The 22,770-nt window shown below is 68.9% G+C and carries 23 protein-coding genes; 6 read left to right on the top strand and 17 right to left on the bottom strand.

Annotated elements, in window-relative coordinates; genetic code table 11:
- Positions 1–245: 245 nt before the first annotated feature.
- From P7L68_RS10925 to P7L68_RS10935, 3 genes are all read left to right on the top strand, one after another.
- A complete protein-coding gene (locus tag P7L68_RS10925; protein ID WP_372005151.1) occupies positions 246–1,712 on the top strand; it encodes a sensor histidine kinase in 1,467 nt (488 codons plus the stop codon).
- 3 nt (positions 1,713–1,715) lie between these two features.
- Positions 1,716–2,609, top strand: coding sequence for a CAI-1 autoinducer sensor kinase/phosphatase cqsS (locus P7L68_RS10930; protein WP_372005154.1), 894 nt, complete (start codon positions 1,716–1,718; stop codon positions 2,607–2,609).
- 146 nt (positions 2,610–2,755) lie between these two features.
- On the top strand, positions 2,756–3,388 hold the full coding sequence (locus P7L68_RS10935) for a hypothetical protein (protein ID WP_372005156.1): 633 nt from the start codon (positions 2,756–2,758) through the stop codon (positions 3,386–3,388).
- Here the strand turns inward: P7L68_RS10935 and P7L68_RS10940 are convergent.
- The 10 genes from P7L68_RS10940 to P7L68_RS10985 form a co-directional block, all read right to left on the bottom strand.
- A complete protein-coding gene (locus tag P7L68_RS10940) occupies positions 3,270–3,644 on the bottom strand; it encodes a DUF3325 domain-containing protein (RefSeq protein ID WP_372005158.1) in 375 nt (124 codons plus the stop codon). The two genes, P7L68_RS10935 and P7L68_RS10940, sit on opposite strands and share 119 nt — an antisense overlap.
- Positions 3,641–5,134 carry a PepSY-associated TM helix domain-containing protein gene (locus P7L68_RS10945; RefSeq protein WP_372005161.1) on the bottom strand — a complete coding sequence of 498 codons (1,494 nt, stop codon included), beginning with the start codon at positions 5,132–5,134 and terminating at the stop codon, positions 3,641–3,643. The genes P7L68_RS10940 and P7L68_RS10945 overlap by 4 nt, the downstream gene beginning before the upstream one ends.
- A 13-nt stretch (positions 5,135–5,147) precedes the next feature.
- Positions 5,148–5,405 (bottom strand): iron transporter, encoded by a 258-nt coding sequence (locus P7L68_RS10950; RefSeq protein ID WP_372005163.1) that lies wholly within the window; start codon positions 5,403–5,405, stop codon positions 5,148–5,150.
- Between the two features lie 4 nt (positions 5,406–5,409).
- The gene (locus tag P7L68_RS10955; RefSeq protein WP_372005165.1) at positions 5,410–7,854 is read right to left on the bottom strand and encodes a TonB-dependent siderophore receptor; all 2,445 of its coding nucleotides are present in this window, start codon (positions 7,852–7,854) and stop codon (positions 5,410–5,412) included.
- A 181-nt stretch (positions 7,855–8,035) separates the two neighbouring features.
- Positions 8,036–9,019: a FecR domain-containing protein gene (locus tag P7L68_RS10960; RefSeq protein ID WP_372005167.1), complete on the bottom strand. Its 984-nt coding sequence runs from the start codon at positions 9,017–9,019 to the stop codon at positions 8,036–8,038.
- A gap of 6 nt (positions 9,020–9,025) precedes the next feature.
- A complete protein-coding gene (locus P7L68_RS10965) occupies positions 9,026–9,526 on the bottom strand; it encodes an RNA polymerase sigma factor (RefSeq protein ID WP_372005169.1) in 501 nt (166 codons plus the stop codon).
- A gap of 107 nt (positions 9,527–9,633) precedes the next feature.
- Positions 9,634–10,845 (bottom strand): glutathionylspermidine synthase family protein, encoded by a 1,212-nt coding sequence (locus tag P7L68_RS10970; RefSeq protein WP_372005171.1) that lies wholly within the window; start codon positions 10,843–10,845, stop codon positions 9,634–9,636.
- 14 nt (positions 10,846–10,859) lie between these two features.
- Positions 10,860–11,444 (bottom strand): DUF1190 domain-containing protein, encoded by a 585-nt coding sequence (locus P7L68_RS10975; RefSeq protein ID WP_372005173.1) that lies wholly within the window; start codon positions 11,442–11,444, stop codon positions 10,860–10,862.
- Between the two features lie 90 nt (positions 11,445–11,534).
- Positions 11,535–11,957 carry a DUF350 domain-containing protein gene (locus P7L68_RS10980; RefSeq protein ID WP_372005175.1) on the bottom strand — a complete coding sequence of 141 codons (423 nt, stop codon included), beginning with the start codon at positions 11,955–11,957 and terminating at the stop codon, positions 11,535–11,537.
- A 149-nt stretch (positions 11,958–12,106) separates the two neighbouring features.
- Positions 12,107–12,862: an SDR family NAD(P)-dependent oxidoreductase gene (locus P7L68_RS10985; protein WP_372005178.1), complete on the bottom strand. Its 756-nt coding sequence runs from the start codon at positions 12,860–12,862 to the stop codon at positions 12,107–12,109.
- A 159-nt stretch (positions 12,863–13,021) separates the two neighbouring features.
- Here P7L68_RS10985 and P7L68_RS10990 point away from each other — a divergent pair, with 159 nt between their 5' ends.
- Positions 13,022–13,525, top strand: a complete 504-nt coding sequence (locus tag P7L68_RS10990) for an SAM-dependent methyltransferase (protein ID WP_372005180.1) — start codon at positions 13,022–13,024, stop codon at positions 13,523–13,525.
- 12 nt (positions 13,526–13,537) lie between these two features.
- Here the strand turns inward: P7L68_RS10990 and P7L68_RS10995 are convergent, their stop codons facing one another.
- The 5 genes from P7L68_RS10995 to P7L68_RS11015 all read right to left on the bottom strand — a co-directional run bounded on the left by P7L68_RS10995 (position 13,538) and on the right by P7L68_RS11015 (position 17,771).
- Positions 13,538–14,701 (bottom strand): M48 family metallopeptidase, encoded by a 1,164-nt coding sequence (locus P7L68_RS10995; protein ID WP_372005182.1) that lies wholly within the window; start codon positions 14,699–14,701, stop codon positions 13,538–13,540.
- A 4-nt stretch (positions 14,702–14,705) separates the two neighbouring features.
- Positions 14,706–15,287 carry a LemA family protein gene (locus P7L68_RS11000; RefSeq protein WP_372005184.1) on the bottom strand — a complete coding sequence of 194 codons (582 nt, stop codon included), beginning with the start codon at positions 15,285–15,287 and terminating at the stop codon, positions 14,706–14,708.
- A 120-nt stretch (positions 15,288–15,407) separates the two neighbouring features.
- Positions 15,408–15,905, bottom strand: coding sequence for a CreA family protein (locus tag P7L68_RS11005; protein ID WP_372005187.1), 498 nt, complete (start codon positions 15,903–15,905; stop codon positions 15,408–15,410).
- A gap of 94 nt (positions 15,906–15,999) precedes the next feature.
- Positions 16,000–16,773, bottom strand: a complete 774-nt coding sequence (locus P7L68_RS11010; RefSeq protein WP_372005190.1) for a glucose 1-dehydrogenase — start codon at positions 16,771–16,773, stop codon at positions 16,000–16,002.
- Positions 16,770–17,771 carry a glutathione S-transferase family protein gene (locus P7L68_RS11015; RefSeq protein WP_372005194.1) on the bottom strand — a complete coding sequence of 334 codons (1,002 nt, stop codon included), beginning with the start codon at positions 17,769–17,771 and terminating at the stop codon, positions 16,770–16,772. Before P7L68_RS11015 ends, P7L68_RS11010 begins: the two co-directional genes overlap by 4 nt.
- Before the next feature lie 182 nt (positions 17,772–17,953).
- Between P7L68_RS11015 and P7L68_RS11020 the strand changes: the two genes are divergently transcribed.
- The gene (locus tag P7L68_RS11020; RefSeq protein ID WP_372000016.1) at positions 17,954–19,186 is read left to right on the top strand and encodes an IS110 family transposase; all 1,233 of its coding nucleotides are present in this window, start codon (positions 17,954–17,956) and stop codon (positions 19,184–19,186) included.
- Positions 19,187–19,215: 29 nt separating this feature from the next.
- Here P7L68_RS11020 and P7L68_RS11025 read toward each other — a convergent pair whose 3' ends face one another.
- A complete protein-coding gene (locus P7L68_RS11025) occupies positions 19,216–20,793 on the bottom strand; it encodes a class I adenylate-forming enzyme family protein (RefSeq protein ID WP_372005197.1) in 1,578 nt (525 codons plus the stop codon).
- Between the two features lie 312 nt (positions 20,794–21,105).
- Here P7L68_RS11025 and P7L68_RS11030 point away from each other — a divergent pair, with 312 nt between their 5' ends.
- The gene (locus P7L68_RS11030; protein WP_372005199.1) at positions 21,106–21,750 is read left to right on the top strand and encodes a TetR/AcrR family transcriptional regulator; all 645 of its coding nucleotides are present in this window, start codon (positions 21,106–21,108) and stop codon (positions 21,748–21,750) included.
- A 4-nt stretch (positions 21,751–21,754) separates the two neighbouring features.
- On the opposite strand, the gene P7L68_RS11035 is transcribed toward P7L68_RS11030, so the two are convergent.
- Positions 21,755–22,681 carry a LysR family transcriptional regulator gene (locus tag P7L68_RS11035; protein ID WP_372005201.1) on the bottom strand — a complete coding sequence of 309 codons (927 nt, stop codon included), beginning with the start codon at positions 22,679–22,681 and terminating at the stop codon, positions 21,755–21,757.
- Between the last annotated feature and the right edge of the window lie 89 nt (positions 22,682–22,770).

Genomic DNA, 22,770 nt, shown 5'->3' on the forward strand with positions numbered 1-22,770 from the left:
ATCGGGGCCGGCTGCCCGCACCGGTTTCGCAGAAACATGTGGCTCTTGATTTTATCTTCTCGCAGGCTTTGCACGTTATAAGTGCATCCTGACTTCCGTGCACAACGCTCCATCGCCAACGGCTTCGAATGTCGCCATAATGGCCGGACATGTTTCGAGGGCCGGGATAGAGGGCATATCGGCACATCATGAACGTGCGGCGTGACGGTGGAGCGGAGGTTAAGACGGCGACGGTGACGGCGCGCATGCGCGCCGCACAGCTCGACGCGCTCTATCGTGCCGCCCGGATCGGCATCCTGATGGAACCGCTGGTTTCCATCTGCCTGGCGGTGCTGATCTGGCCGGCAGCTGCCCAGCAGCAGATTGCGCTCTGGCTGGTCGCGGTCAACTGCCTCGTCGGCCTGCGCTTTGCCGCCATTCAGCGTGACCTGCGCGATGGCGAGGCCGAGAGCGAGCCCGAACAACGCGCCCTGCCGATCATGATGATCATTGCCGTCAGCGGTGTGATCTGGGGTCTGGCGCCGCTGGTCCTTTCACCTGCCGCTGCATCCATCGACATGGCCAAGGTGCTGTTCGCCACGGCCGCGATCGGCGTGGCCGGTACGGTGATGATGTCGTGCCATCTGACGGCGGCCCTGGTCTGGCTTGGGGTGACCTCTGCCGCGCTGACGGCCGGTCTGGTGATTGCAGGGCGGGTGGATCCGCCGCTGCTGCTGGCGATCCTGACATCGGCCGCCGTGCTGGCGGTGGGGGCGCATTATCTGGCCCGGCTGCTGGATGACGGGCTGCGCCTGCGGATCGAACTGGCCGATGCGGTTCAGGCGGCCCAGGCGGCCAATATCGCCAAATCCGATTTCCTGGCCAATACCAGCCATGAACTGCGCACGCCTCTGAATGCGATCATCGGTTTCTCGGAGATCCTGATGAACGATCGGCCGCGCACCGACGCCCAGATCGATGAACAGATGGAATTCGCCCGGCTGATCAACGAGAGCGGCGTCCACCTGCTCGACATCGTGAACGACATTCTCGACCTGTCGAAGATTGAAGCCGGCGCCTACAACCTTGACGAGAGCGTCTTCACGCTGGAGAGCATCGTCCGGGCCACCACCAATCTGATGCGCGGCCAGGCCGACAAGGCCGGGCTGAAGCTGGTCAACCGGCTGGCACCCGATCTGCCGGCGCTGCGTGGCGACCAGCGGGCGATGAAGCAGGTGCTGCTGAACCTGCTGTCGAACGCGGTCAAATTCACCCCGATCGGTGGCAGTGTCACGGTCGAGGCACGCATTGCCGAGGAGGGGGGCTTGACGATCGCAGTGGTCGATACCGGCATCGGCATTGCGCCGGAAGACATTAACCGGGCGATGGAGGCCTTCGGACAGGTGGACAGTGCGCTCAACCGTCGCTATGCGGGCACCGGGCTGGGCCTGCCGCTGGTCCGGTCGCTGATCGAGATGCATGGCGGCCGCTTCCAGCTGATCAGCCGGGTGAACGAGGGCACCCGTGCCGAGATCGCCTGGCCGGCGGCGCGCGTGGTGGGCAGCGGTCGGCGGGGCGGCCCCCATTCGGGGGTCAACGACCCCGGCATTGGCGACCGGGGCACCGGCGGCCGGCTGGGCAGTGGCGGCCGCAGCATCGAAGGCTCTGGCGGCGATGGCCGGCGGCCGGGGCAGGGCGGCATGCCGACAGGCCCGAGCACGGTGATGGGCTGAACCATGTCGGGCAGCAGCATTTTCAGATCCGACCCGAGGCCGGCTGGCGAGATCGCGCGCGCCGGTACGGAAGTGCCGGCAGGCAGCCTGCGCGGCATCATCCTGAACGGCTTCCGCCATATCGAGCCCAATCTCGTGCCGGTATCGATCGCCGGTGCGGTGATGATGCCGGCCTATTGGATGGTCTGGACCTTCCTCTTCCCCCAGGCCTACGAAAATCTCGGTCTGCGTCTGGCCGGCTCGGTGCTCTGCCTGGCGCTCGCCTTCAGCAGGCGCTGGCCTGCCCGCCTGCAGGCGTGGATCCCCGCGGTCTGGCTGGTGATGCTGGGCTATTGCCTGCCGTTCTTCTTCACCTTCATGACGGTGATGAACGGCGGTTCGGTCATCTGGCAGATGTCGACCCTGACCGCCCTGTTCCTGCTGGTGCTGCTGGTCGACTGGTTCAGCCTGATCATGCTGTTCCTGATCGGCACCGGGCTTGGTGTGCTGATGGCCCTGATCACCGGCCCGCCCGAACATGACGTGGCGATCTATGCCGAATATGCCCCGATCCTGGCCTTCGGCCTGCTGGGCGGCGCGATCTTCAACTACAACGCCGCCAATTCGCGGGCGGTGCGGGAGAGGGCGCTCGCCGAAAGCGGCCGGGCCGCCGGGCGTATGGTGCAGACGCCGCTGATGAGCATCCGGACCTCGGCCCGGTCGCTGGAGACCTATCTGCCCGGGCTGGTGCGCAGCCATCGCATCGCCCGTGCCCAGGGCGTGCCGGTGGAGAGTTTCGACGACGCCCATCTGGAAGCCTTGCTGCACGTACCGACCCGGATCGACGATGATTGCGCCGAAGTCGCCCGGCGCCTCCAGGCCCTGGGCGAGCCGGGTGACCATCGGCGGCGCGGCTGAGATCCCGTTCTCAAGCGGATTTTACGTCACCATCACTTAAACCGTGTTCGATCGCACAAGCCTCGGGCGCCGGTGATGATTATGATGAAGATGAAGCTGCGGCGGCCGGAGCCGGCCGCCGTGCAGGACATGAGAACGGGGCAGGCATGATTTCGACGGCGTTTCTGGTGCTGCATGTGGGTGCGGGCGCCCTGGCACTGGCGAGCGGACTGACCCTGATGGTCCTGCCTGGCAAGGGCAATGACCGCCACCGGCGGATCGGCCGGATGTTCGGCTGGTCGATGGCGGTGTCCCTGGCGGCCGCGGTGGTGCTGGCGCTGGTAAATTTCTCGTCCTTCCTGCTCGCCATTGCCGGCTTCTCGGCCTATCTGCTCGCCGCCGGCTGGCGCGCCGCCCGCCGGCGCAAAGCGGAGCCGGGCATGGCCGACCGGCTGATCGCCGGGCTGATGCTGGGTCTGGGGCTGGTGATGATCGTGGCCGGGCTGACCGGTGCGGTGGGCGGGGCCGCCAATATTGTGATGCCGATCTTCGGTGTGATCGGCGGGGCGCTCGCCTGTCAGGACCTGATGGAGGCGAGTCGTGTCGGCCCCCGACGTATTGCCCGCCACCTGTCGCGCATGATGGGGGCGCTGATCGGCACCATCACCGCCGCCCTGGTCGTCAACGGCCCGGCCCTCGGCCTGCCCCCGATCGCCGCCTGGCTGGTGCCGACGGTGCTGGTGGTGCCGGCGATCGTGTGGTGGAACGTCCGGCTGCGGCGGGCGAGCGGGCAGGGCTGACGGTCAGCAGCAGCGTGAAGGCAACCCCCGCGACCGGCATCAGGCAGATCCAGGCCGCGAGGCCGATGCCCCAGCCGCGGTCGTGGACGGCGAGAGCCATCGAGGCGATGAGGGCAAGACTGCCGGCAAGGCGCAGGGCGGCAGCCTGTGATCGGCGCGGCGGGCGATTCCACAACTGTCGGTGGTGGCGTTCCATGGCAAGGCCGAGACCCGCGAACCCCGCCAGGGACAGGAACAGGGCGGCGAGCAGGATCATGCCGCCTCCTTCCGCAGCCTGCGGCGCAGGCGGAGACTGATCAGGCCGAGCCCCAGGCCCGCGATGATCGCCGACAGATGCACGCCAATCACAACGGCATCACCCGTCCGCCATCCGTCGAGGGCATAGTTGCCGGAACTCCCGAGATCGAGCACCGGCAGCGCGATGCACAGCAGGGCCGAGAGACCGCATTGCACCGGCCAGCCACGCCCCGTCGGCACGGTGAAACCGTGGAGGATCGCGGCGATCCAGACCGCCAGAAAGCAGCCGAGTTCGGCCGGCGCGCGCAACGGCATGTCCGCGGGCAGCAGGCGATTGGCCCAGAGCAGGGCAATGCAGGCAAGCAGCAGCCCGGCGACGGCCCCGACATTGGCCCTGGCCACACGGTCGGGGAACCGGTCCCCGTCCTTGCGGGGACGGCTGGTGAACAGCACCAGGCCGGTTGCGATCATTGCCGAGCCGGCGGCGCCGGCGGCGAAATAGAACCAGCGGATCCAGGGATCGGCGAAGGATACCCGGTGCAGACCGATCATCGCCCCCTGGACGTGGTGGGCGGGCCGCAGATCTTCGGGCCCGGAGAGGCGGATGCCGGTGACGCCGTCGAAGCGGGTGACCTGCGCGATGCGGACCAGACGCCGGTCCCAGGCATCGTGGAGCTGGACCAGGGCTGCGGCGTCGCCCGGATGGTCGATGATGATGACGCGCACACCCTGGCTGCCGTCGGGGCGGCGGAGGCTGTCGAGCATCGGTTCGAGGGGAGCCGGAGGCGCGGGACGGCCCGCGGCAGGGCGCGTCGGCGGCTCCGGTGCCAGTTCCGCCAGAAAGCTGCCGCGGCTGCCGTCATAGAGCCGGTCCACCGCTGCCGGCATGTAAGTGTCGTAGAGGATGGCGAGGCCGGTATAGGTGATCATCAGATGGAAGGGGAGAAACAGCACCCCCGCCAGCAGATGACCGTCGAGCCAGGCCCGCCTGGGGCTCGACGCCGGGCGGAAGGTGAAGACGTCCTTGAAGATCCGCTTGTGGATCAGCACGCCGGCCGCCAGCGTCACCAGCATGGCCATGGCCGCCGCCCCCACCACCCATTTGCCGAAACCGCCGGGCAGATAGAGCCGGTAGTGGAGGCGGAAAAAGAAGTCACCGCCGATGGTCTCGCGGGGTGTGAGTTCGGCGCCGGTTGCCGGATCGATCAGCCGCAGCCGGAAACTGCCGTCCTGGAACCAGCCGACGGAGGCCTGGGGCCGGCGGGTATCCGGCAGGGTGATGATCCAGCGCGGCGTGGGCGGCAGCTCTTCCAGCAGCCGGGCTGTGACCCGGTCGGCGTCGAAGGGGCCGGTCGCGGCCAGTTCGGGGCGCATCCAGCGGTCGAGTTCATCATCGAACACCGCCAGCGTGCCGGTGGTGAAGATCGCAAACAGCAGCCAGCCGAAGATCAGCCCGGCCCAGGCATGCAGCCACGACATTGATCGGATCAGGGGGAGCGGTTTCGACATGGCGGTCCGATCGTCAGCCCGGCGCCGCCAATGCGCCGCCCAGGACGGAGAGCCCTGCGAGTTCGATCCAGGCACGTGCCGGACGGGCAACCGCAAAGGCACGCAGCGCCAGCAGGGCCTGGATCAGGAAGGCGGGCAGGGTGGCGGTGACCACGGCGTCCGGGCGGCCGATCGCAGGGGCGAGGAGCACGGCCAGACCGGCGGTCAGGGCATAGGCCGCAGCCCATGCCCCGGGACCGGCAGCCAGAATCCGCCAGGCGATGCCGTTCATGCCGTTACCAGCGATAGGACAGCGTGCCGATGACGGTGCGCGGGTCGCCGTAGCGGCAGCCGTCGACGGTATTGCAGGTGAGGTAGTCCTCGTCGAAGAGGTTGCGGGCGTTCACACGGAATTCCGTCCCGGCGAGGTTCGGCGACAGCTCCGCCAGGTCGATGGAGACCATCGCGTCGGTCAGGGTATAGGCCGGTGCCTCCGCGCCTTTCGGCTCGCCGATCAGGTTCGACGAGCCGATGCGACGGATGCCCGCTCCGGCCCTCATGCCCGAGAGACCCAACCCGTCCAGCCCGACATCGGCCCAGACCGACAGCATGTGACGCGGCACACCGTTCTGGCTCTCGCCCTTTTCGCCCGGGGTGTCGCTCCGGGTGATCTCGGTGTCGGTATAGGCATAGCTGGCGATGAGCTGGAGAGGGCCGAAGCGGCTGCGGGCCTCGGCCTCGAAGCCGCGGGCGCGGACCTGTCCGGTCTGGACCGTGTCACCCAGGGCATCGGTATCGACCACATCGTCCTGGGTCAGCTGATAGACCGCCGCGCTCAGCATGGTCTCGCTGCCCGGGATCTGCCAGCGCAGGCCGGCCTCCACCTGTTCGCCGGTGGTGGGATCAAGCGCGCGACCGTCGCGGTCGACACCGGCATTGGGCGAGAAGGACTGGCTGAAGCTGACATAGGGGGCGACGCCGTTGTCGAACAGATAGACCAGCCCGGCCCGGCCGGTGAAGGCATCGTCGGTCGTCGTCTCGGCGGTGCCTGCCGCCTTGCCGGTGACGTCGCTCTCGACCCGGTCGTAGCGGCCACCCAGCACCAGCACCCAGCGGTCTGCAATCTTCATCTGGTCCTGAAGATAGAGGCCGGCCTGATCGCTTTCGGTGCGTGAGCCGCTGTTGGCGCCGAAATTCACCGCGGGATCGGTGCCATAGACCGGATTGACCGGGTCGAACAGGCTGAAGCTGCCCCGGTAGCGGTCGGTGTCGTAGACCCGGCGATAGAGATCGATGCCGCCGAGCAGGGTATGGTCGACCGGACCGGTGGTGACCCTGTATTCGACGGAGTTGTCCGATGTCAGGCCGGTGGAATGCTCTTCGCGATCGCTGGCCCGGCGCAGATATGCGGCAAATGATTCGGACCAGCCGATCTGCATGTAATCCCAGGTGACATCGGCGCGGTAGTAGCGCAGCGCATGGCGCAGGGTCACGTCATCCGAGGCCTGATGTTCCACCCGCCAGCCGATGCTGTTCACCCGGCTGTCATAGGTGTCGTAATCGGGCTCGCCCAGGAAGGTGTCCCGGCCGATCACCTCTCCGCCGGGGCCGGGATAGAGCGTCCCGGTGTCGGGAAGGGGCGGGCCGAACTTCGTCTTGATCCGCTGATGGCTGGCCTGAAGCGTGATCCTGGTGTCGTCATCGGGTTCGAAGGCGATGGCCGGGGCGATGTAGAGCTTGTCGTCTTCCACCTCGTCGACCCAGGTATCGGCATCCCGGTAGAGGGCGGTCAAGCGATAGGACCAGCGCCCCTCGTCGTCGAGGGCGCCGCCATGATCGGTCTGAAGCTGGATCCGGTCGTAGCTGCCGTACTCGACGCCGATTTCATGCAGCGGATCACGGGTCGGCTGTTTGGTGACGGCATTGACGACGCCACCCGGGCCGAGCTGGCCGTAGAGCACCGAGGCCGCTCCCTTCAGCACCTCCAGCCGCTCCAGCCCGTAAGGCTCCTGGCTGCCGTCATAGACGTTCGATTGCAGCTTCATGCCGTCGCGCAGCATGCCGGTATTGCCGTTGGCGACGTTGAAGCCGCGGATGGAGACGTCGTCGGCAAGCCGACTGAATACCGAGGGCATGGTTACCACCGAAGCGGTGTAGCCGAGCGCATCGGCCAGGGTCGATGCCTTCTGCACCCGCATCTGGTCGGCGGTGACCACACTCACCGATTGCGGGGTTTCGATCAGCGGCGTGTCGGTTTTGGTGCCTGCGGCGCTGCGGGTGGCGACATAGCCTGCGACCGGTCCGTTGGCCCGCTCTCCCGTGCGGGCTCCGTCGACGCGCAGCGGGTCGAGCCGCACCGCAGTGCCGCCCTCGGGCAGGGCTTCGAGCGCGACGCGATCCGGGCCGGTATAACGCCAGGTGAACCCGGTGCCGGCCAGCAGAAGGTCGAGGGCCTGATCTGCGGTCAGATCGCCTGCCACGGCGGCGCTCCGCCGGCCGTCGAGCCGGGCCGGATCATAGGCGAGCTGAAGGCCGGCGCGGGTTGCGAAACTGAGCAGCGCCTGGTTCAGATCCTGGGCAGGGATATCGAAGCGCATCGCTGCGCCCGCTGCCACAGCGGATGCGGCCGGCAGCGTCAGTGCCGCCGTCATTGCCGCAAGGCTGGTTGCGCCCGCCAGCGCCATGGCCAGCCGGCGTGCCTTGCCAGCCCCCGAAAGCCTTGTCGTCGCCCGTGCCGTCATCCCTGCATCCTTCCCGGTCCGATGCCTTGTGCCCATGCCTGCCGGGGGATCGTCGCTTATGCGATTGCGTATCGATCGCGCCGGTCAGGGGAAGACGTTCGAGGCGGAAGATCCGGTAACGCTGCCGGGCATTTTTTTCGAAAGGCTGGCGGGGGCTTTGCGGAACGGCCGGCGGATCCGCTCAACCGCCGGGGCGGATGACGGTCAACAGCGGCAGGATGTCGATGCGGGCGCCGAGTTCGCGGGCGATCGCAGCAAGCGCGCCCGCCGGGTCGTCGGCGCGGAACACGCCACTGACCGGTCGTGCCGCCAGGGCTTCGTCCAGAATCAGCACATGGCCCCGGCCATGACGCTCCAGCACCGCTGCCACCTGTGCGAGCGGCTGGCGGTCGAAGATCAGCCGGCCGTCGCGCCAGGCGGTGGCGCGGGCGGGGTCGATCGCCGCGACCGCACCGATATGTCCCGTGCCGTCATAGGTGACGGCCTGACCGGTTCCGATCGTGACGGCCGTTTCGGGCCCGGTTTCGACGCGGACGCTGTGTTCCGTGACCGCCACCCCGGTGCGATCTTCCGCCTCCCGGCTGACGATGAAGGCCGTCCCCAGTGCCCGGACATGGCCGCGGCCGGCGGTGACGACGAAAGGCCGCCCGCCGGTATCCGCCGCGGCGGCGACCCTGAACCAGGCGCGGCCGGCCAGCAGGTCGATCCGCCGTTCTCCGCTGCCGAACTCCACCGCGATCGCACTGGAGGCATCGAGGATCGCGACACTGCCGTCGGGCAGCGTGATCTCCGCCACACCCGCGGGGCCGTTCACATGGTCGGCGGCGATCATCAGCCGGGGGTCGATGCCGAGCATGCCCAGCCCGACGGCGGCTACCAGACAGGCGGCGGCCGCAAGCCCGGTCATCCGCCGGAGCGGGGATCCCTTGCGGCGGGCGAAGCGCATCGGCATGGGGGCGACGGGCATGTCGGCCGTCTGCCCAAGCCGCTGCCAGAGGGCGTCTGCATGGTTGAAGGCGGCCTGATGGGCGGGGTCGGCTGCGAGCCAGAGATCCAGGCGCCGGCGTTCCTCGGCGTCGAGCGGCACGCCGCCCAGCCGGACCACCCAGGCTGCGGCCCGGGCCTCTATGCTCCCGTCGGTTTCCCGATCTTCGGCGGCCATCATCCTGCCTCAGACATCCTCGGGTCTCACCTCGCGCATGATCACCGCCAGCGCCTTTGCCAGATGCTTCTGCACCGAGCTTTCCGAGATGTCCAGCCGTCGGGCGACATCGGCATAGCTCAATCCCTCGATCCGGTTGAGGCGGAAGATCTCGCGCGTGCGCGGCGGCAGGCCCTCGACCACCCGGTGCATCCGGTCCAGCGTCCGCCGGCCGTCGGTCTCGCGGTCGGCGCCGGGCCGGTCTTCCGGCAGGCGGGCGAGTTCGTCGGGGGGCAGCGGCCGGGTGCGCCGGCGCAGCCCGGCCCGCTGGTGGTCGATCATCAGATTGCGGGCGGTGCGGTAAAGCCAGGCACGGCCATCGGTGACCTCTGCGCCCTGTTCGGCATAGCGCAGGAAGGTCTCCTGGGTCAGGTCGGCCGCCGTCTCCGCGTCCCGCATGCGGCGCGTCAGATAGGATTGCAACTCCCGGCCATGTGCCAGGAACAGCCGTTTGAGCGTGGATCCCGACAAGGAACAGCCTCGGCACCGCCTCGGGATCCGCAGCGGACCCGACGGCGCTGACCGTACGGTTATTGCGAGTCAGTCGCAATAACGAAAACCAAGACCTCCCCTTGGGATCAGTTCGCCCGGGGCGTGAAAAGATGCGGCACGAAACGGCTGCCGACCCCGGTGATCTCGCCCGCATCCTCGCGCAGGCCCATGGCCACGGCCTTGTCGCCGATGATCCACACGCCCAGCACCGCATGCCCGCCCGGGGCGGGGGCAAGCGGCGTGAAGGCCTGGTAGACCCAGCCCTCGTCGCCGGCGATGCGCGGGCCGGGGCTTGCCTGGCGGACCACGCTGTCGGCCGCCGGCATGCCGTCGGGGCCAAGCGTCACGATCTCGACGCCATCGCCTTCGCGGCCGGCGAGCGGCTTGGCCACCACCCGGTCGCCCGGGGCGAACAGGCCGGGGGCGAATCCCGCCTTCAGCAGCCCCGGATGGTCGGGCTCCAGCTCGTACATGAAGGCCAGGATGCCCTTGGAGAAGAGCTGCTTCCACAGCGGTTCGAACAGCACCAGCCGCCCGGCCTCCACCGCCTCGATCAGGGGGACGCCCCAGTCTTCGCGCAGCATCCATTCGACCGGGTACAGGCTGAACAGTGCCTCGATCGGCGTGCCGTCGGGGTCGTAGAAGCGGCGATCGCTTTCATCGAAGGCGATGTCGCCGATCGCGACCAGCTTGGTGGCGAGCCCCGCTTCGGTGGCGATCGCCTGCAGATAGCCGGCCGTCGCCATGTCTTCGACCACGTCGCCCGCGGTGAAATGGATCGGCCGCCCGGCCATGGCGGCCCCCCGCGCCGCCCAGGCCTCGACCAGAGCCTCGTGCAGGCGGTTGAACTGGTCGGCGTCGGGATGGGTCTCTTCCAGCCAGTGCCACTGGACGACCGCCGTCTCGTAGAGGCTGGTGGGGGTGGCGGCGTTGTATTCCAGCAGTGCCGGCGCGCCCTCGCCGGTCCAGGCGAGGTCGAGCCGGCCATAGACCGGGGCTTCCAGCGGGTCGCCCTCGCGGAAGCGGCGCCAGCTGTCGGCGACCGCCGCCACCGCATAGCCGGGAATGCCCAGCTCCGACAGGCGGTTCTGGGCGACGGCACGATCGGCCGCACGGATGGCGAGCGCATGAAAGGCGTCGGCCGCATCCTCGATCCGGTCGATCTCGTCTTCGGTGAAGGTCCAGTGGGCGGTTTCGTCCCAATAGACCGTGCCGTCGGGGGAATGGAAGACGAAGCCCAGCTCCTCTTCCATCCGTCGGGCCCAGTCGGGGCGGGGCGGGTGGGTGACGCGATGCATGGGGGATGTCTCCGTCAGCCGCCGAAGGAATAGCCGCTGCGGGCACCGGTCGCGCCGAAGCCGCCGGAACGCCGTGCGGGCGAGACCTCGCCGGCGGGCCTCGCCGGGCTGGTCACGGTGCTGCGCGCCACATTGGCAGAGCCTGCCCAGTTGGTCGGCCGGCCGTTGCGGAACACGTTCTCGCGCCGCGTCTGCCCGAAGCGGTCGGCGCCGCTGTACATGTAGCCGTTGCGGTCGACATAGACCGGACGGCCGTGATAGCCACCGCCGCCGCCCATCATCCGGCCGAGCATGAAGCCCGCAAAGGCGGGCATGAAGAAGCTGCCCCCGGACGAGGCCTGCTGCTGGGGCACCGGCTCGCAGCCCTCGGCACCGAAATCCTCTTCGCAGGCGGCCAGGCTGTCGAAACGCGGCGCGGTGGCGACATGCGCCTCGCGGGCCTCGGCCTCGGCCGCGGCGCAGTCGGCGGCGGTCATCTCGGCGCTGCAGGCCTCGCTGGTGCCGTAGATCTTCACCTGTTCGGTGTCCTCGCCGCAGCCGGCAAGGGTGAGGGCGGTACCGGCGATGAGCAGGGTGGTCACGGCGCGGGAGCGGCGCATCGGGGAAAGACCTCGTGCGGTGAAGGAGGGTGATCGACAGATGGGGATTGCGGGACCCTGAAACGAGGGCTCCGCCCCCTCGGGCCGGCTTTAATAGGTCAGTGCGCCGGCATTCACCAGGCCGGTTGCGACCGACACGCCGCCGAGCAGGATGCCATAGCCGATCCGGTCGTCTTCGATACCGGCCGACAGATCGCCCAGCAGCCGGGCGACGATCAGATAGACCACCAGCTGGCTGACGCAGGCGATGGCACCCCAGAGCGCCATGTCGAGGATCGAGACCGCCCCGGCCGCGACGGTGTTCAGGGCGATGGCAAGGCCGATGATCGTGCCGGACAGCGAGATGGCGGCCGCCCGGTTGCCGGCGCGGATCAGCCTGATCTCACGATAGGGCGTGATCGCCTGATAGATCGCGGTGAACACGGCGATCAGCGCCGCCATGGTGCCGAGGAAGCCCAGATAGTCGGGCAGGGCGGCCAGGGTGTAGTCGAAGAACATCTCGGTCGGCTGCATCGGCGCGTCCTTTTGCGGCCGGCCGGCGGGATCATGACCGCCGGCCCGTCGGGGGGCACCATAGCGCGGCTGCGGGGGTGGGACAATCGGGAGGGGGCCGGAGGGTATGGGAGACGGGGGCCGGGAGACGGGGGCCGGGCCCCTCGCCGTCAGACGTGCTGCCCGCCATTGATGTGGATTTCGGCGCCGTTGATGTAGGAGGCTTCGGGCGAGCACAGGAACATGATGGTGCGGGCGACCTCCTTGGGATCGCCCAGGCGCTGCATCGGGATCTGGGTGCGGACGATGTCTTCGGTGCCGGGGGAGAGGATCGAGGTGTCGATCTCGCCCGGGGCGATCGCATTCACCCGGACGCCGAAGCGGCCGAAATCGAAGGCCTGTTCGCGGGTGAGCGTGGCCAGCGCCGCCTTGGAACAGGCATAGGCGACACCCGCGAAGGGGTGCACGCGCGAGCCGGCGATCGAGGTGACGTTGACGATAGTGCCGCCGGTGGCCTTCAGTTCCGGCAGCAGGTTGCGCGAGAGCAGCGCCGCCGAGAACAGGTTGACGTTGAATACCGCCGCCCAGGTGGCATAGTCGGTATCGGCCACCCCCATCCGTGCGCCGCCCGGCCGCTTGGGCGAGATGGCGGCGTTGTTGACCAGCGCGTTCAGCCCGCCGCCGCCAAGTCTGCGGCGGACATCGGCGGCGATCGCCTCGAAGGCGTCAGGATCGGCAAGGTCGCCCTGGATATGGTTTTCCCGGCCGCCCGGCCAGGGGCATTCGGGATCGAAGGGCGCGCGCGAGAGGGTAAGTACCCGCCAGCCATGCTGGTAGAAAAGTTTCACCGTGGCATGACCGATGCCCCGGCTGGCGCCGGTCAGCAGCATGGTCTTGCGGGTGGCGGGCGAATCCTGGTCCTGCATCTCAAACCTGTCGCTGTCTCGATGTCCGGAACCGGACCATGGGGCGCTTCCGCCAGATGGGGGGAAAGCCGGCTGATTCAACCCGTGCCGCGGGCGCTTTGCAATCGAGAACCATCCGCGCATCATCGCAAGCACCCGCCATCGATCGGAGAGGCCCTGATGGATACCGAACTGCGCCCGCATGAAGAGACGGTCACCGCGCCCGAGCCCGGTGATGCCGGGCTGGTCTTCATCGGCCGGATCCGCACGCCCTGGACCGGCCGGGGCGAGTGTCCGCGCCAGGGCCGGGCGGGGGAGGGTCCGATCTGCCGGGTGGAGATCGATCCGCTCTGGGCGCCGGCGCTGGCCGGGCTCGATGAGTTCGGGCGGCTTGAACTGCTCTACTGGCTCGATCGGGCGCGGCGGGATCTGGTGGTGCAGAATCCCGGCCATAGCGGGGCGACGCGCGGCACCTTTTCGATCCGCTCTCCCAACCGGCCCAACCCGATCGGCACGGCCGAGGTGACGCTGGAGGGGCGCGAGGGCTGCACGCTTCTGGTCCGCGGCCTGGACTGCCTGGACGGCACGCCGCTGCTCGACGTCAAGCCGGCCCGCCGCCAGCTGGCCGTGATCGACGAGACCGGGACGGCCGGCGGGCCGCGTCATTGCGTGAAGGGGGGATAAGGCAGACGCGGATCAACCCATGGCGCGGATGCGCGCGATCCGGTCATCGATCGAGGGATGGGTGGAGAACAGCCCGGCCCGACGCCGACGGCGGCCGCTTTCGCCCGGCCCGTCCAGCGGGTTGACGATCCAGAGTGCTTCGAGCGCCCGGGCGGAGGTCGGGGCGTCGCGGCCGGTGGCGGCCGCCGCCTCGTCGAGCCGCATCAGCGCGCCGATCATCGCCTTGGGATTGCGGGTGAGCTTCACCGCCGTGGCATCGGCCAGATATTCGCGCTGCCGCGACAGCGCGAACTGCATCGCCTGGGCCGCGACGGGGGCGAGGATGGCAACCACCATCAGCAGCAGCGCCACCAGCGCCAGGGCATTGCCGCCATTGCGGTCGCTGCCGCGGCGGGAGCCGCCGCCGAAATAGGCCAGTCTGCGGGCCATCGCCGCCACGATCACGATCAGCCCGACCATCACCGACACCACGACCATATAGCGGCTGTCGCCATTGGCGAGATGGCCGGTCTCGTGCGCCACCACCGCCTGCAGCTCGTCGCGGCTGAGCCGGTTCAGAAGCCCGCGGGTGACCGCGATCGTGCCTTTTTCGGGGCTGAGCCCGGCGGCGAAGGCATTGGGCATCTCGGTCTCGATCACCATCACCCGCGGCTTGGGCAGGCCGGCGGCGATGGCCATTTCCTCGACCACATTGTGCAGCCGGCGATCGGCGACCGGGTCGGCCTCGCGCGCGCCGGCAATGCCGAGCGCCATCCGGTCGCCGGTGGTCAGCGCCAGCGTGGACCAGAGCCCGCCCGCCACCGCCATCACCGCCGCCCCCACCGCGCCGCCGCCCGAGAGCAGCAGGGCGAGCGTGCCGGTACTTTCCGGGGCATAGGGTGGGGCGACCCACCAGCCCACCAGATAGCCGAGCGCCATGCCGAACAAGGTGAGGCCCAGGCAGATCGCCAGGCTCTTGCGGCGGTTGGCGCGGATGGCGCCGGCGAAATCGGTGCGGTCGATCCGGATGCCCTCGACCGGTTCCGGCCGGTCCTCGGTCTCGCGGATCGGATCGGGTGCCGGATCGGGCATGGTGCCCTCGTCGGGCACCGGGTCGGTACCGGTGTCCCAGGGGCCCCGACGCGCCCAGGGGGAGGCCTGCCTCTGCCAGGGCCGCCAGCCTTTGCCGCGGGCCATGGGATCAGCGCAGCGACACGGTCGGCACCGCCGTTTCGGCGGCATCGACCTGGAAGAATTCCTCGGTCCGGAAGCCGAACATGCCGGCGATCAGGTTCGAGGGGAACATCTGCACCCGGTCGTTATAGGACTGGATGCTGTCGTTATAATGCTGGCGGGCGAAGGCGATACGGTTCTCGGTGGAGCGCAGCTCTTCGGTCAGCTCCGACACATGGGTGCCCGAGCGGATTTCGGGATAGGCTTCGACCACGGCGAGCAGCCGGCCGAGCCCGGCGCCCAGTTCGCGTTCCGCCGCCAGCGCCTGGGCGCGATCGGCGGCACTGCCGCCCTGTTCCGCCCGCTGCGTTGCGGCGACCGCCTTGCCGCGCGCGGCGACCACCGCTTCCAGGGTCTCGCGCTCGAAGGCCATGGCATCGCGCACCGCGGCGACCAGGTTCGGCACCAGATCATGCCGGCGCTTCAGCTGCACCGAGATCTGGGCAAAGGCATTGCGCACCCCGTTCCGCCGCCCGACCAGGCCGTTATAGGTGGCGATGGCATAAAGCGCCACCAGCGCCACGATGCCGAGGATGATCCAGATTTCCATCCGCCTGCGCCTTCTCTCGTCTGCGCCAGAACCGCCGCCCAGACTATGCCGCCGCAGGGCGGCGGGCAATTGCCGCGGGTGGATGACACATGATGATCATCCGGCCCCGCATTCTTGTCCTCATTTCTCCGGCCACGGCATGATCGGCACGGTGGAGATGGCGTTCTTGGGCGAGCCGTCGACCAGTTCGTCGGAATAGGTCAGGTAGACCAGGGTGTTGTTGGGCTCGTCGTGGAAGCGGACGACCTGGAGGCGCTTGAACAGCCAGGAACGGCTTTCGCGGAAGACGTCTTCGCCCTCTTTCAGCTTTTCGCGGATGGTGATCGGGCCGACCTGGCGGCAGGCGATCGAGGCGTCGGAGGTGTCTTCGGCCAGGCCCACGGCGCCCTTCAGCCCGCCGGTCTTGGCGCGGCTGACATGGCAGACCACGCCGTCGACCTTGGGGTCGCGGAAGCTGTCGATGCAGATCTTGTTGTTGGGGCCGATCAGCTTGAAGGTGGTGCTGACGCAGCCGACCTCTTCGGCCTTGGCCGGCGCGGGCGCGAGGGCGAGCGTCGCACCGATCAGGCAGGTGGCGCCGGCAAGGCCGGCGAGCAGCAGGGGGCGGGAGGAGGACATGGCGGGTGGGGCCTTCCGGAGGAGGGACGGGAACGCCCCGATCCTGCCTTGAACCCCGCCCGCTGGTCCAGGTCTCAACCCGTCCTGTCTGGTTTCATTGCGCGGTCCAGCCGCCGTCGATGACGAGCGCCGTGCCGGTGGCATAGGACGAGCGGTCCGAGGCCAGAAAGACCACGGCATCGGCAATCTCGCGCGGCTCGCCCAGCCGCCGCATCGGCGTCACCGCCGTCATCCGCCGGTCGAAGCGGTCGCCGCCCAGCCTGTCGGCGATCTGCCCGGTCATCGGCGTGCGGACATAGCCGGGATGGACCGAATTCACCCGGATCGCATAGCCCAGATGCGCGCATTCCAGCGCCGCGCATTTGGTCAGCATATGCACCCCGGCCTTGCTGGCATTATAGGCGCCGGTGATCGGCATGCCGATCATGGCAGCGACCGAGGAGACGTTCACGATGGCGCCGCCCCGGTCCTTCATTGCCCGGATGCCGTGCTTCACCCCCAGGAACACGCCGTCGAGATTGACCGTCATCACCCGCCGCCATTCGGTCAGGCTGGTGTCTTCCAGCCGGCAGAGTTCGGGCAGCACGCCGGCATTGTTGACCAGCACGGTCATCGGGCCGAAACGCTCCGCCACGGCCGCCGTCGCCGCTTCCCAGCCAGCCTCGTCGGTCACGTCCTGGGGCAGGGCGGCCACCCGGCCCGGATGGTGTTCGGCCAGCTCTGCCGCAAGCAGATCGAGCCGGCCTGCATCGAGATCGGTGATCATCACCCGGGCGCCCTCGTCGAGCATGGCGCGGGCGGTGGCGGCACCGATGCCCGAGGCGGCACCGGTGAGCAGAACGGTCTTGCCGTCGAGCAGTGTGGTCACCGGCAGGCTTCCTCTCCGACAGGGTCTTCCAGGGGCGCAGAGGCGATCTGGCTTCCGTGCCCTGCCGGGCGGAGCACATAGCCCTGGCGGGGCAGATGGACCATCACCTCGCCGACGGCGGGGTGAATGCGGCGCAGGCTGATCCGGCCGGCATCGGCGCGGACCAGTTCGCCGGTCACGGGTTCGGTGACATAGCCTTCGGGGCGGACCTCGACCAGGCTGCCCGGCGCCGGGGCCGCCCCGTCGGCCGAGGCGAGCAGCGGATCCGGATAGGCCGCGGCGGCGGCATCCAGCGCCTGTTCGGCCGTGAACGGGCTTTCCCGGCCATGGCCGAGGGCGGCGACACGCCCCATCCAGGCGCGGATGGCGGGGTAGAGGTCGAGCGCGGTGCCGCAGCGGATCGGCAGAGCGTCGAGGAACCAGAGGCCGTGATAGACCGCAAGATCGGCCAGACCCGGCCGCTTGCCGCCCAGCAGGAATGCCCGGCCGTCGCCCAGCATCTGGTCCACCCGGCGGATCTCGCCCAGCGCCTGCCCAAGGCTGTCGCGCGCCACCTGCTGCAGCCGGGCCAGCGACGGCTCGGGCTTGCCGCGCAGCGCCGCCCGGTCGGCATTCAACCCCGGCTCGGTGCGTTCGGCATTGACCCCGGTGATGTAACGGGCGAGCGGCCAGAACAGATCGCGCTCCGCCCAGGCCTCCACCACCCCGGCGAGGCCCTGTTCGGCCAGGCTGGCGAAGAGCGGCGGCGTCGGAAAGCGGCGCTCCAGCTCGCGGGCGATCAGCCGGGTGTCGCAATAGACGTCGGCGCCGATCTGCATGACCGGCGTGAAGCGATAGCCGCCGGTCAGCGGCATCAGCTTCGGCTTGGGGTTGATCGCCGGCACGATCACCGACCGCCAGTCCAGCCCCTTCAGCCCGAAGATCAGCCGGATCTTCTCGGAAAAGGGCGAATAATCGTAATGGTGCAGGATGATCGTGCTTGTATGAATTCCACTCATCGGGCCGTCTCCTGGTAGGATGTTTGGCCTGATAGCCGGGAGAGGGTCGCCGCGTTGCGCTCGAAGGATGATCTTCGTGCATGAGATTGGCGCCCTCGCCCGGTGCTTTTTGCCCGAACGGTATCCGGCGGTGTCGTGGCGAGGGGGCGGATGACCGCCCCGATCGGGGCGGTCATCCGCGCATGGACAAGCAGGGGCACGAGCACCGGCTCCGAGGCTTCCGGCTCATCCGCACGGGAGGCGCCATGCAATTCGTCGGCATCGACATCGCGTCGGAAACCCATGTCTTCGCCATCCTTGATGCGGACGGCACGGTCCTGGCCAAACCCAAGCCGTTCACCGAAGACGCGGCCGGGCACGGCGCGTTGCTGGCCGCGCTGGCCCCGCCGGGTGAGGCGCTGGTGGTCATGGAGGCGACCGGGCATTACTGGAAGAACCTGTTCGCCGTGCTGGCGGCCAAGGGCTACGAGGTCGCCCTGATCAACCCGCTGCGCACCCACCGCTTCCAGGGCGAGAGCCTGGAGCGCACCAAGACCGACGCCATCGACGCCCTCGGCCTGGCCCGCTTCGGGCGGGAAAAGCGCCCCTCCCCGACCCGGCTGGGCAGCCGGGCCAGCGAGGAGCTGCGCGAACTGGTTCGCCACCGCGACCGGCTGCGCCAGGATTTCGACGACCGCGTCCGCCAGCTCCGCCGGCTGGTCGATCTCGGCTTCCCGGAATTCCGACGCTATGTCCGCACGCTCGACAGCATGCTGGCCACCGCCATCCTGGCGGAATACCCCACCGCCGAGGCCGTCGCCAAAGCCACGCCACGCCGGCTCGCCAAGCTGCGCTACGATGGCCGCCACGCCGTCGGAAGCGAACTGGCCGACCAGATCATCGCCGCGGCCAAGCGCTCGGTCGGCCAGCACCACGGCCCCGCCTACCGCGTCCAGGTCCGCGACATCTGTCAGGATCTCGATCTGTGGCGCCGCCGCTTGGCCGACCGTGACGACGACATCACCCGTCTGCTCGACGAGCACGAGGTCGGCTCGCTGCTGACCTCCATCGACGGAATCGGTCCCAGCACCGCAGCACGCCTCATCGCCGAACTCGGCGATCCGGCCCGCTTCGACAGCCCCGCAGCCCTGGCAGCCTACGTCGGCGTCATCCCAGCCCTGCGCCACTCCGGAAAGCGCCGCCCCACCCGCGCCGGCATCACCCCGATCGGCAACGCGCGCCTGCGCACCGCCTTGTGGATGCCAACCCTCACCGCTGTCCGCCGAAACCCGTGGCTCAAAGCCTTCTACGACCGACTGCGCGCACAGGGAAAGCCACCAAAGCTCGCCCTCGTCGCCGCCATGCGAAAACTCCTCGTCGCCGTCTACGCCGTCGCCAAGGCTCGAAAACCCTTCGTGCCAAAGCTCGCCGACTGAAAAAAGCGCTTGCTCAGCGTGACGGTATCTCATGCGGCGCTCTCCCCGGCGATGGCGTCCCCGGCGGGCCGCGTCGTGTCGGCCTGAAGCTGCATCTCCAGCGTCTTGCGCTGGACCTTGCCGCTGGTGCTGCGCGGGAAGTCGTCGCGCGAGGCCATGAAGCGGATCTCACGCGGACATTTATAGGTGGCGAGCCCTGCCCGGCACCAGGCGGTCAGCTCGGCCGCCGTCACCGGGGGAGCATCGTCGTTGAGCGCCACGAAGGCGACCGGAACCTCGCCCCAGCGCTCGTCGGGGCGGCGCACGACCACGGCTTCGCCCACGGCCGGATGGGTCATCAGCACCCGCTCGATTTCGACCGGATAGATGTTCTCGGCCCCCGATTTGATCATGTATTTGGCCCGGTCGACGAAATCGAGCCGGCCATCGGGGCGTTCCACGAACATGTCGCCCATATGGAACCAGCCGCCGCGGAAATCCTTGGCATTCGTCGCGGCCGCATTCCAGTAGCCGCTGAAGACCGAGGGGCCGCGCACGGCGATCTCGCCCGCCATGCCCGGGGGCACGTCGCGGTCGTCCTCGTCGACCAGCCGCCAGAGATGCAGGCTGTTCGGGGCCTTGGCGAGGTCGGCCGGCGCCTCGCCCGGTGCGAAGCGGGTGCCGGCGGCCGGCAGCATGCCGGTTTCGGTGGAGCCGAAACTGTTCCAGTAGGGCGCTTCCAGCACGCCCGAAATCTCGGCGATCAGGGCCGGCGGCACCAGATCGGCCAGCGCGCCGACCATCTCGATCCGTGCCGGCCGCCAGTCTGGCCGGGCGGCCCGGCGGCTGCGGATCTCGGCGGCCACCCGCTCGATCATGCCCGGGATCAGCACCAGCCACCAGTGCGGCCCGGTCTCCACCAGATCGACCAGCCGCGGGATGTCGGCGCCGTCGACGACCACCACCCGGCCGCCGGTCATCAGCACATGCATCGCATGTTCGATCGAGACCATGTGGAACATCGGTGCCCAGGCGACGAAGACATGATCGGGTCTGAGCCCGAGTTCCCGGCGGCTGAGGGTGAACCGCGCCATTTCGGCCCGGGCGCTGATCATGGCGCCCTTGGGCAGGCCGGTGGTGCCGCTGGTGTAGAGGATCAGCAGCCCGTCCTCCTCATGCGCTTCGGCCTGGGCCTCGGCGCCCGGGATGGCGGTGGTCTCTTCGCCGTCGAGCGCCGCCTCCCAGTCGGGCCCGAAGACCAGCGGATCGAGGCCGAGCCGGAGCGCGGTGTCGCGGAAACGCGGTGAGGCGATCACCAGTCGTGGATCGACCAGGCCGACGCAGTGGCTGAGCTCACCGTCCGACAACCTCCAATTGAGGGCAGCCAGAATGATACCAGTGCGAGCGGCGGCGAAGGCCAGCACCACATAATCCAGCCGGTTTTCGGAGAGCACGGCCATCCGGTCGCCGCGGCCGAGGCCGCGCGCCGTCAGCAGACGGGCGGTGCGGTTCACCCGTGCGTCCAGACCGGCATAGTCCAGCACCTGGCCTTCTCCCTCGATCGCCGGCCGGTCGGGGAAGCGCGCCGCGATCTCCGCCAGATGCCCGCCCGGTGTACCGGGCAGCACCTCATGCGTTTTTGCTCCGGCATCCCGGATTGCCTGTGATATATCAAGATCGTCTACAGGTTGGGTCTGGGGGCGCGGGTCGACCGTCATCTTTGCTCTCCGTCCGACGGGGGCGACCGGGCTGGCCGGCGGATGATCCGGCAAAGCTGCATGATGCGGCGTTCTCCGGATGGCCGATACGGGTGCGGACGTCATTCACCCGATGGTGGCCCCTTTAAAAAATGAGTATGGACTCATTACTTATCCACTGGCAAGTGCGTGCATGAGGGTGCATGCTCGCCACAGGATATGTCCGGACCGGAGCCCCCAGCCTTGGCCTACCGACAGACGCCCGAGACCCGGCGCCGCCTTGCCGAGCGCCGGATGATGATCCTGAAGGCGACCCGCGAACTGATCGCCGAAGTCGGCTTCCGGGGTGTGCGCAGCCGGCTGGTGGCGGAAAAGGCCGGGATCTCGGAAGGCACGATCTACCGTTATTTCCCGACCATGACCGCGCTCTACACCGAGGTCTTCCGGACGGCGGCCTTGCGCGAACTTGCCGCCTCGGTCGAGGCGGCGGACCGGCCGGGCCCGCATGGCGAGCGGCTGGCGGCTGCCGTGCGGGTGCATGTCGAACGCGCGCTGCGCCGGCCGCGCCTGGCCCATGCCCTGCTGGCGGAGCCCGTCTCGCCCGAGATCGAGGCGGTGCGGCTGGACTGCCGCCACCGCTTCCATGTGCTGTTTTCCGAGATTCTGCAGGACGGTATCGCGGCGGGTGAATTCACCCCCTTCGACACCGAACTTGCCGCCGCCTGCATCACCGGCGCGCTGGACGAGGCGATCATCTGGCCCTTCGCCAAGGTGGCCGACGATGCCCGCGACAAGCCGGTGCTGGTCGATTTCATGGTCGGGTTCTGCATGGCCGGGCTCGACCGGTTCCGGACGGCGGGGGCCGGGGGGGTACGCCGCCCCGCCTGACGGGTCAGCCGCCGCTGCGGCGCAGCTGCCGCTGGCAGGCCTCCACGAAGGCGCGAAGCTTGGGGTCGCTGCGGCTGGCCCGGGGATAGCACAGAAACAGGGCGTCACGGGCGGGCATGAAGGCATCCAGCACCGTCTCCAGCCGCCCGGCGGCAAGATCGTCCGCCAGCATCAGCTCCGACCCATAGACCAGCCCCAGCCCCTGCAGGGCGAAGGTGCGGACCAGCTTTGTGTCGTTGGTGACGATCTCTCCCGGCGGGTCGACCGAGAGTGCCTGCGCCGTGCCGTCGGGGCCGGGGCGTTCGAACTCCCAGCGATAAATCCGCCGGCTGCGGGCCAGGCGGAAGCGGATGCAATCGTGACGGGCGATGTCTTCCGGCACCTCCGGCCGGCCGCGGCGGGCCAGATAGTCGGGCGATCCGGCCACCAACCAGCGGAAGGGGCGCGAGACCCTGACCGCGATCATGTCGTGATCGATGAACTCTCCGATCGCGATATGGGCGTCGTAGCGGCCGGCGATCTGGTCTTCCAGCCCGTCATCGATGGTGATGTCGACGGTGACCCCGGGGCAGGTGGCGCGGAAGGTCGGGATCAGCGGGTGGATCACCGTCTCCACCGCCAGCCGGTGGGCGAGCAGGCGAAGCGTACCCGACGGTTCCGCCGTCATCCGGCGCAGCCCGTCGATGGTGCCGGTGATGGCCTCGGCCGCAGGACCCAGTCGCCCGAGCAGGGTTTCCCCGGCCTCGGTGAGCGAGATCCGCCGGGTGGTGCGGTGGAAAAGCGGCAGGCCCAGCCGCCGTTCCAGCCCCTGAAGCGCCTGGCTGACCGCCCCTGGTGTAACGCCAAGCTCGGCTGCGGCACCCCGGATGCTGCCGCGGCGGGCGATGGCCAGGAATTCATGCAGACCGTCGAACGGGTCGCTGTTCGCCATGAAGCAAGGGTCCGGGGCACAGGAGCGGGGGTGACGGATCGCACCATCATTGTTCAGGCATACTATACACGGCGTGACTGATCCACGCG

The sequence above is a fragment of the Tistrella mobilis genome (assembly GCF_041468085.1).
GTDB lineage: Bacteria > Pseudomonadota > Alphaproteobacteria > Tistrellales > Tistrellaceae > Tistrella > Tistrella mobilis_A.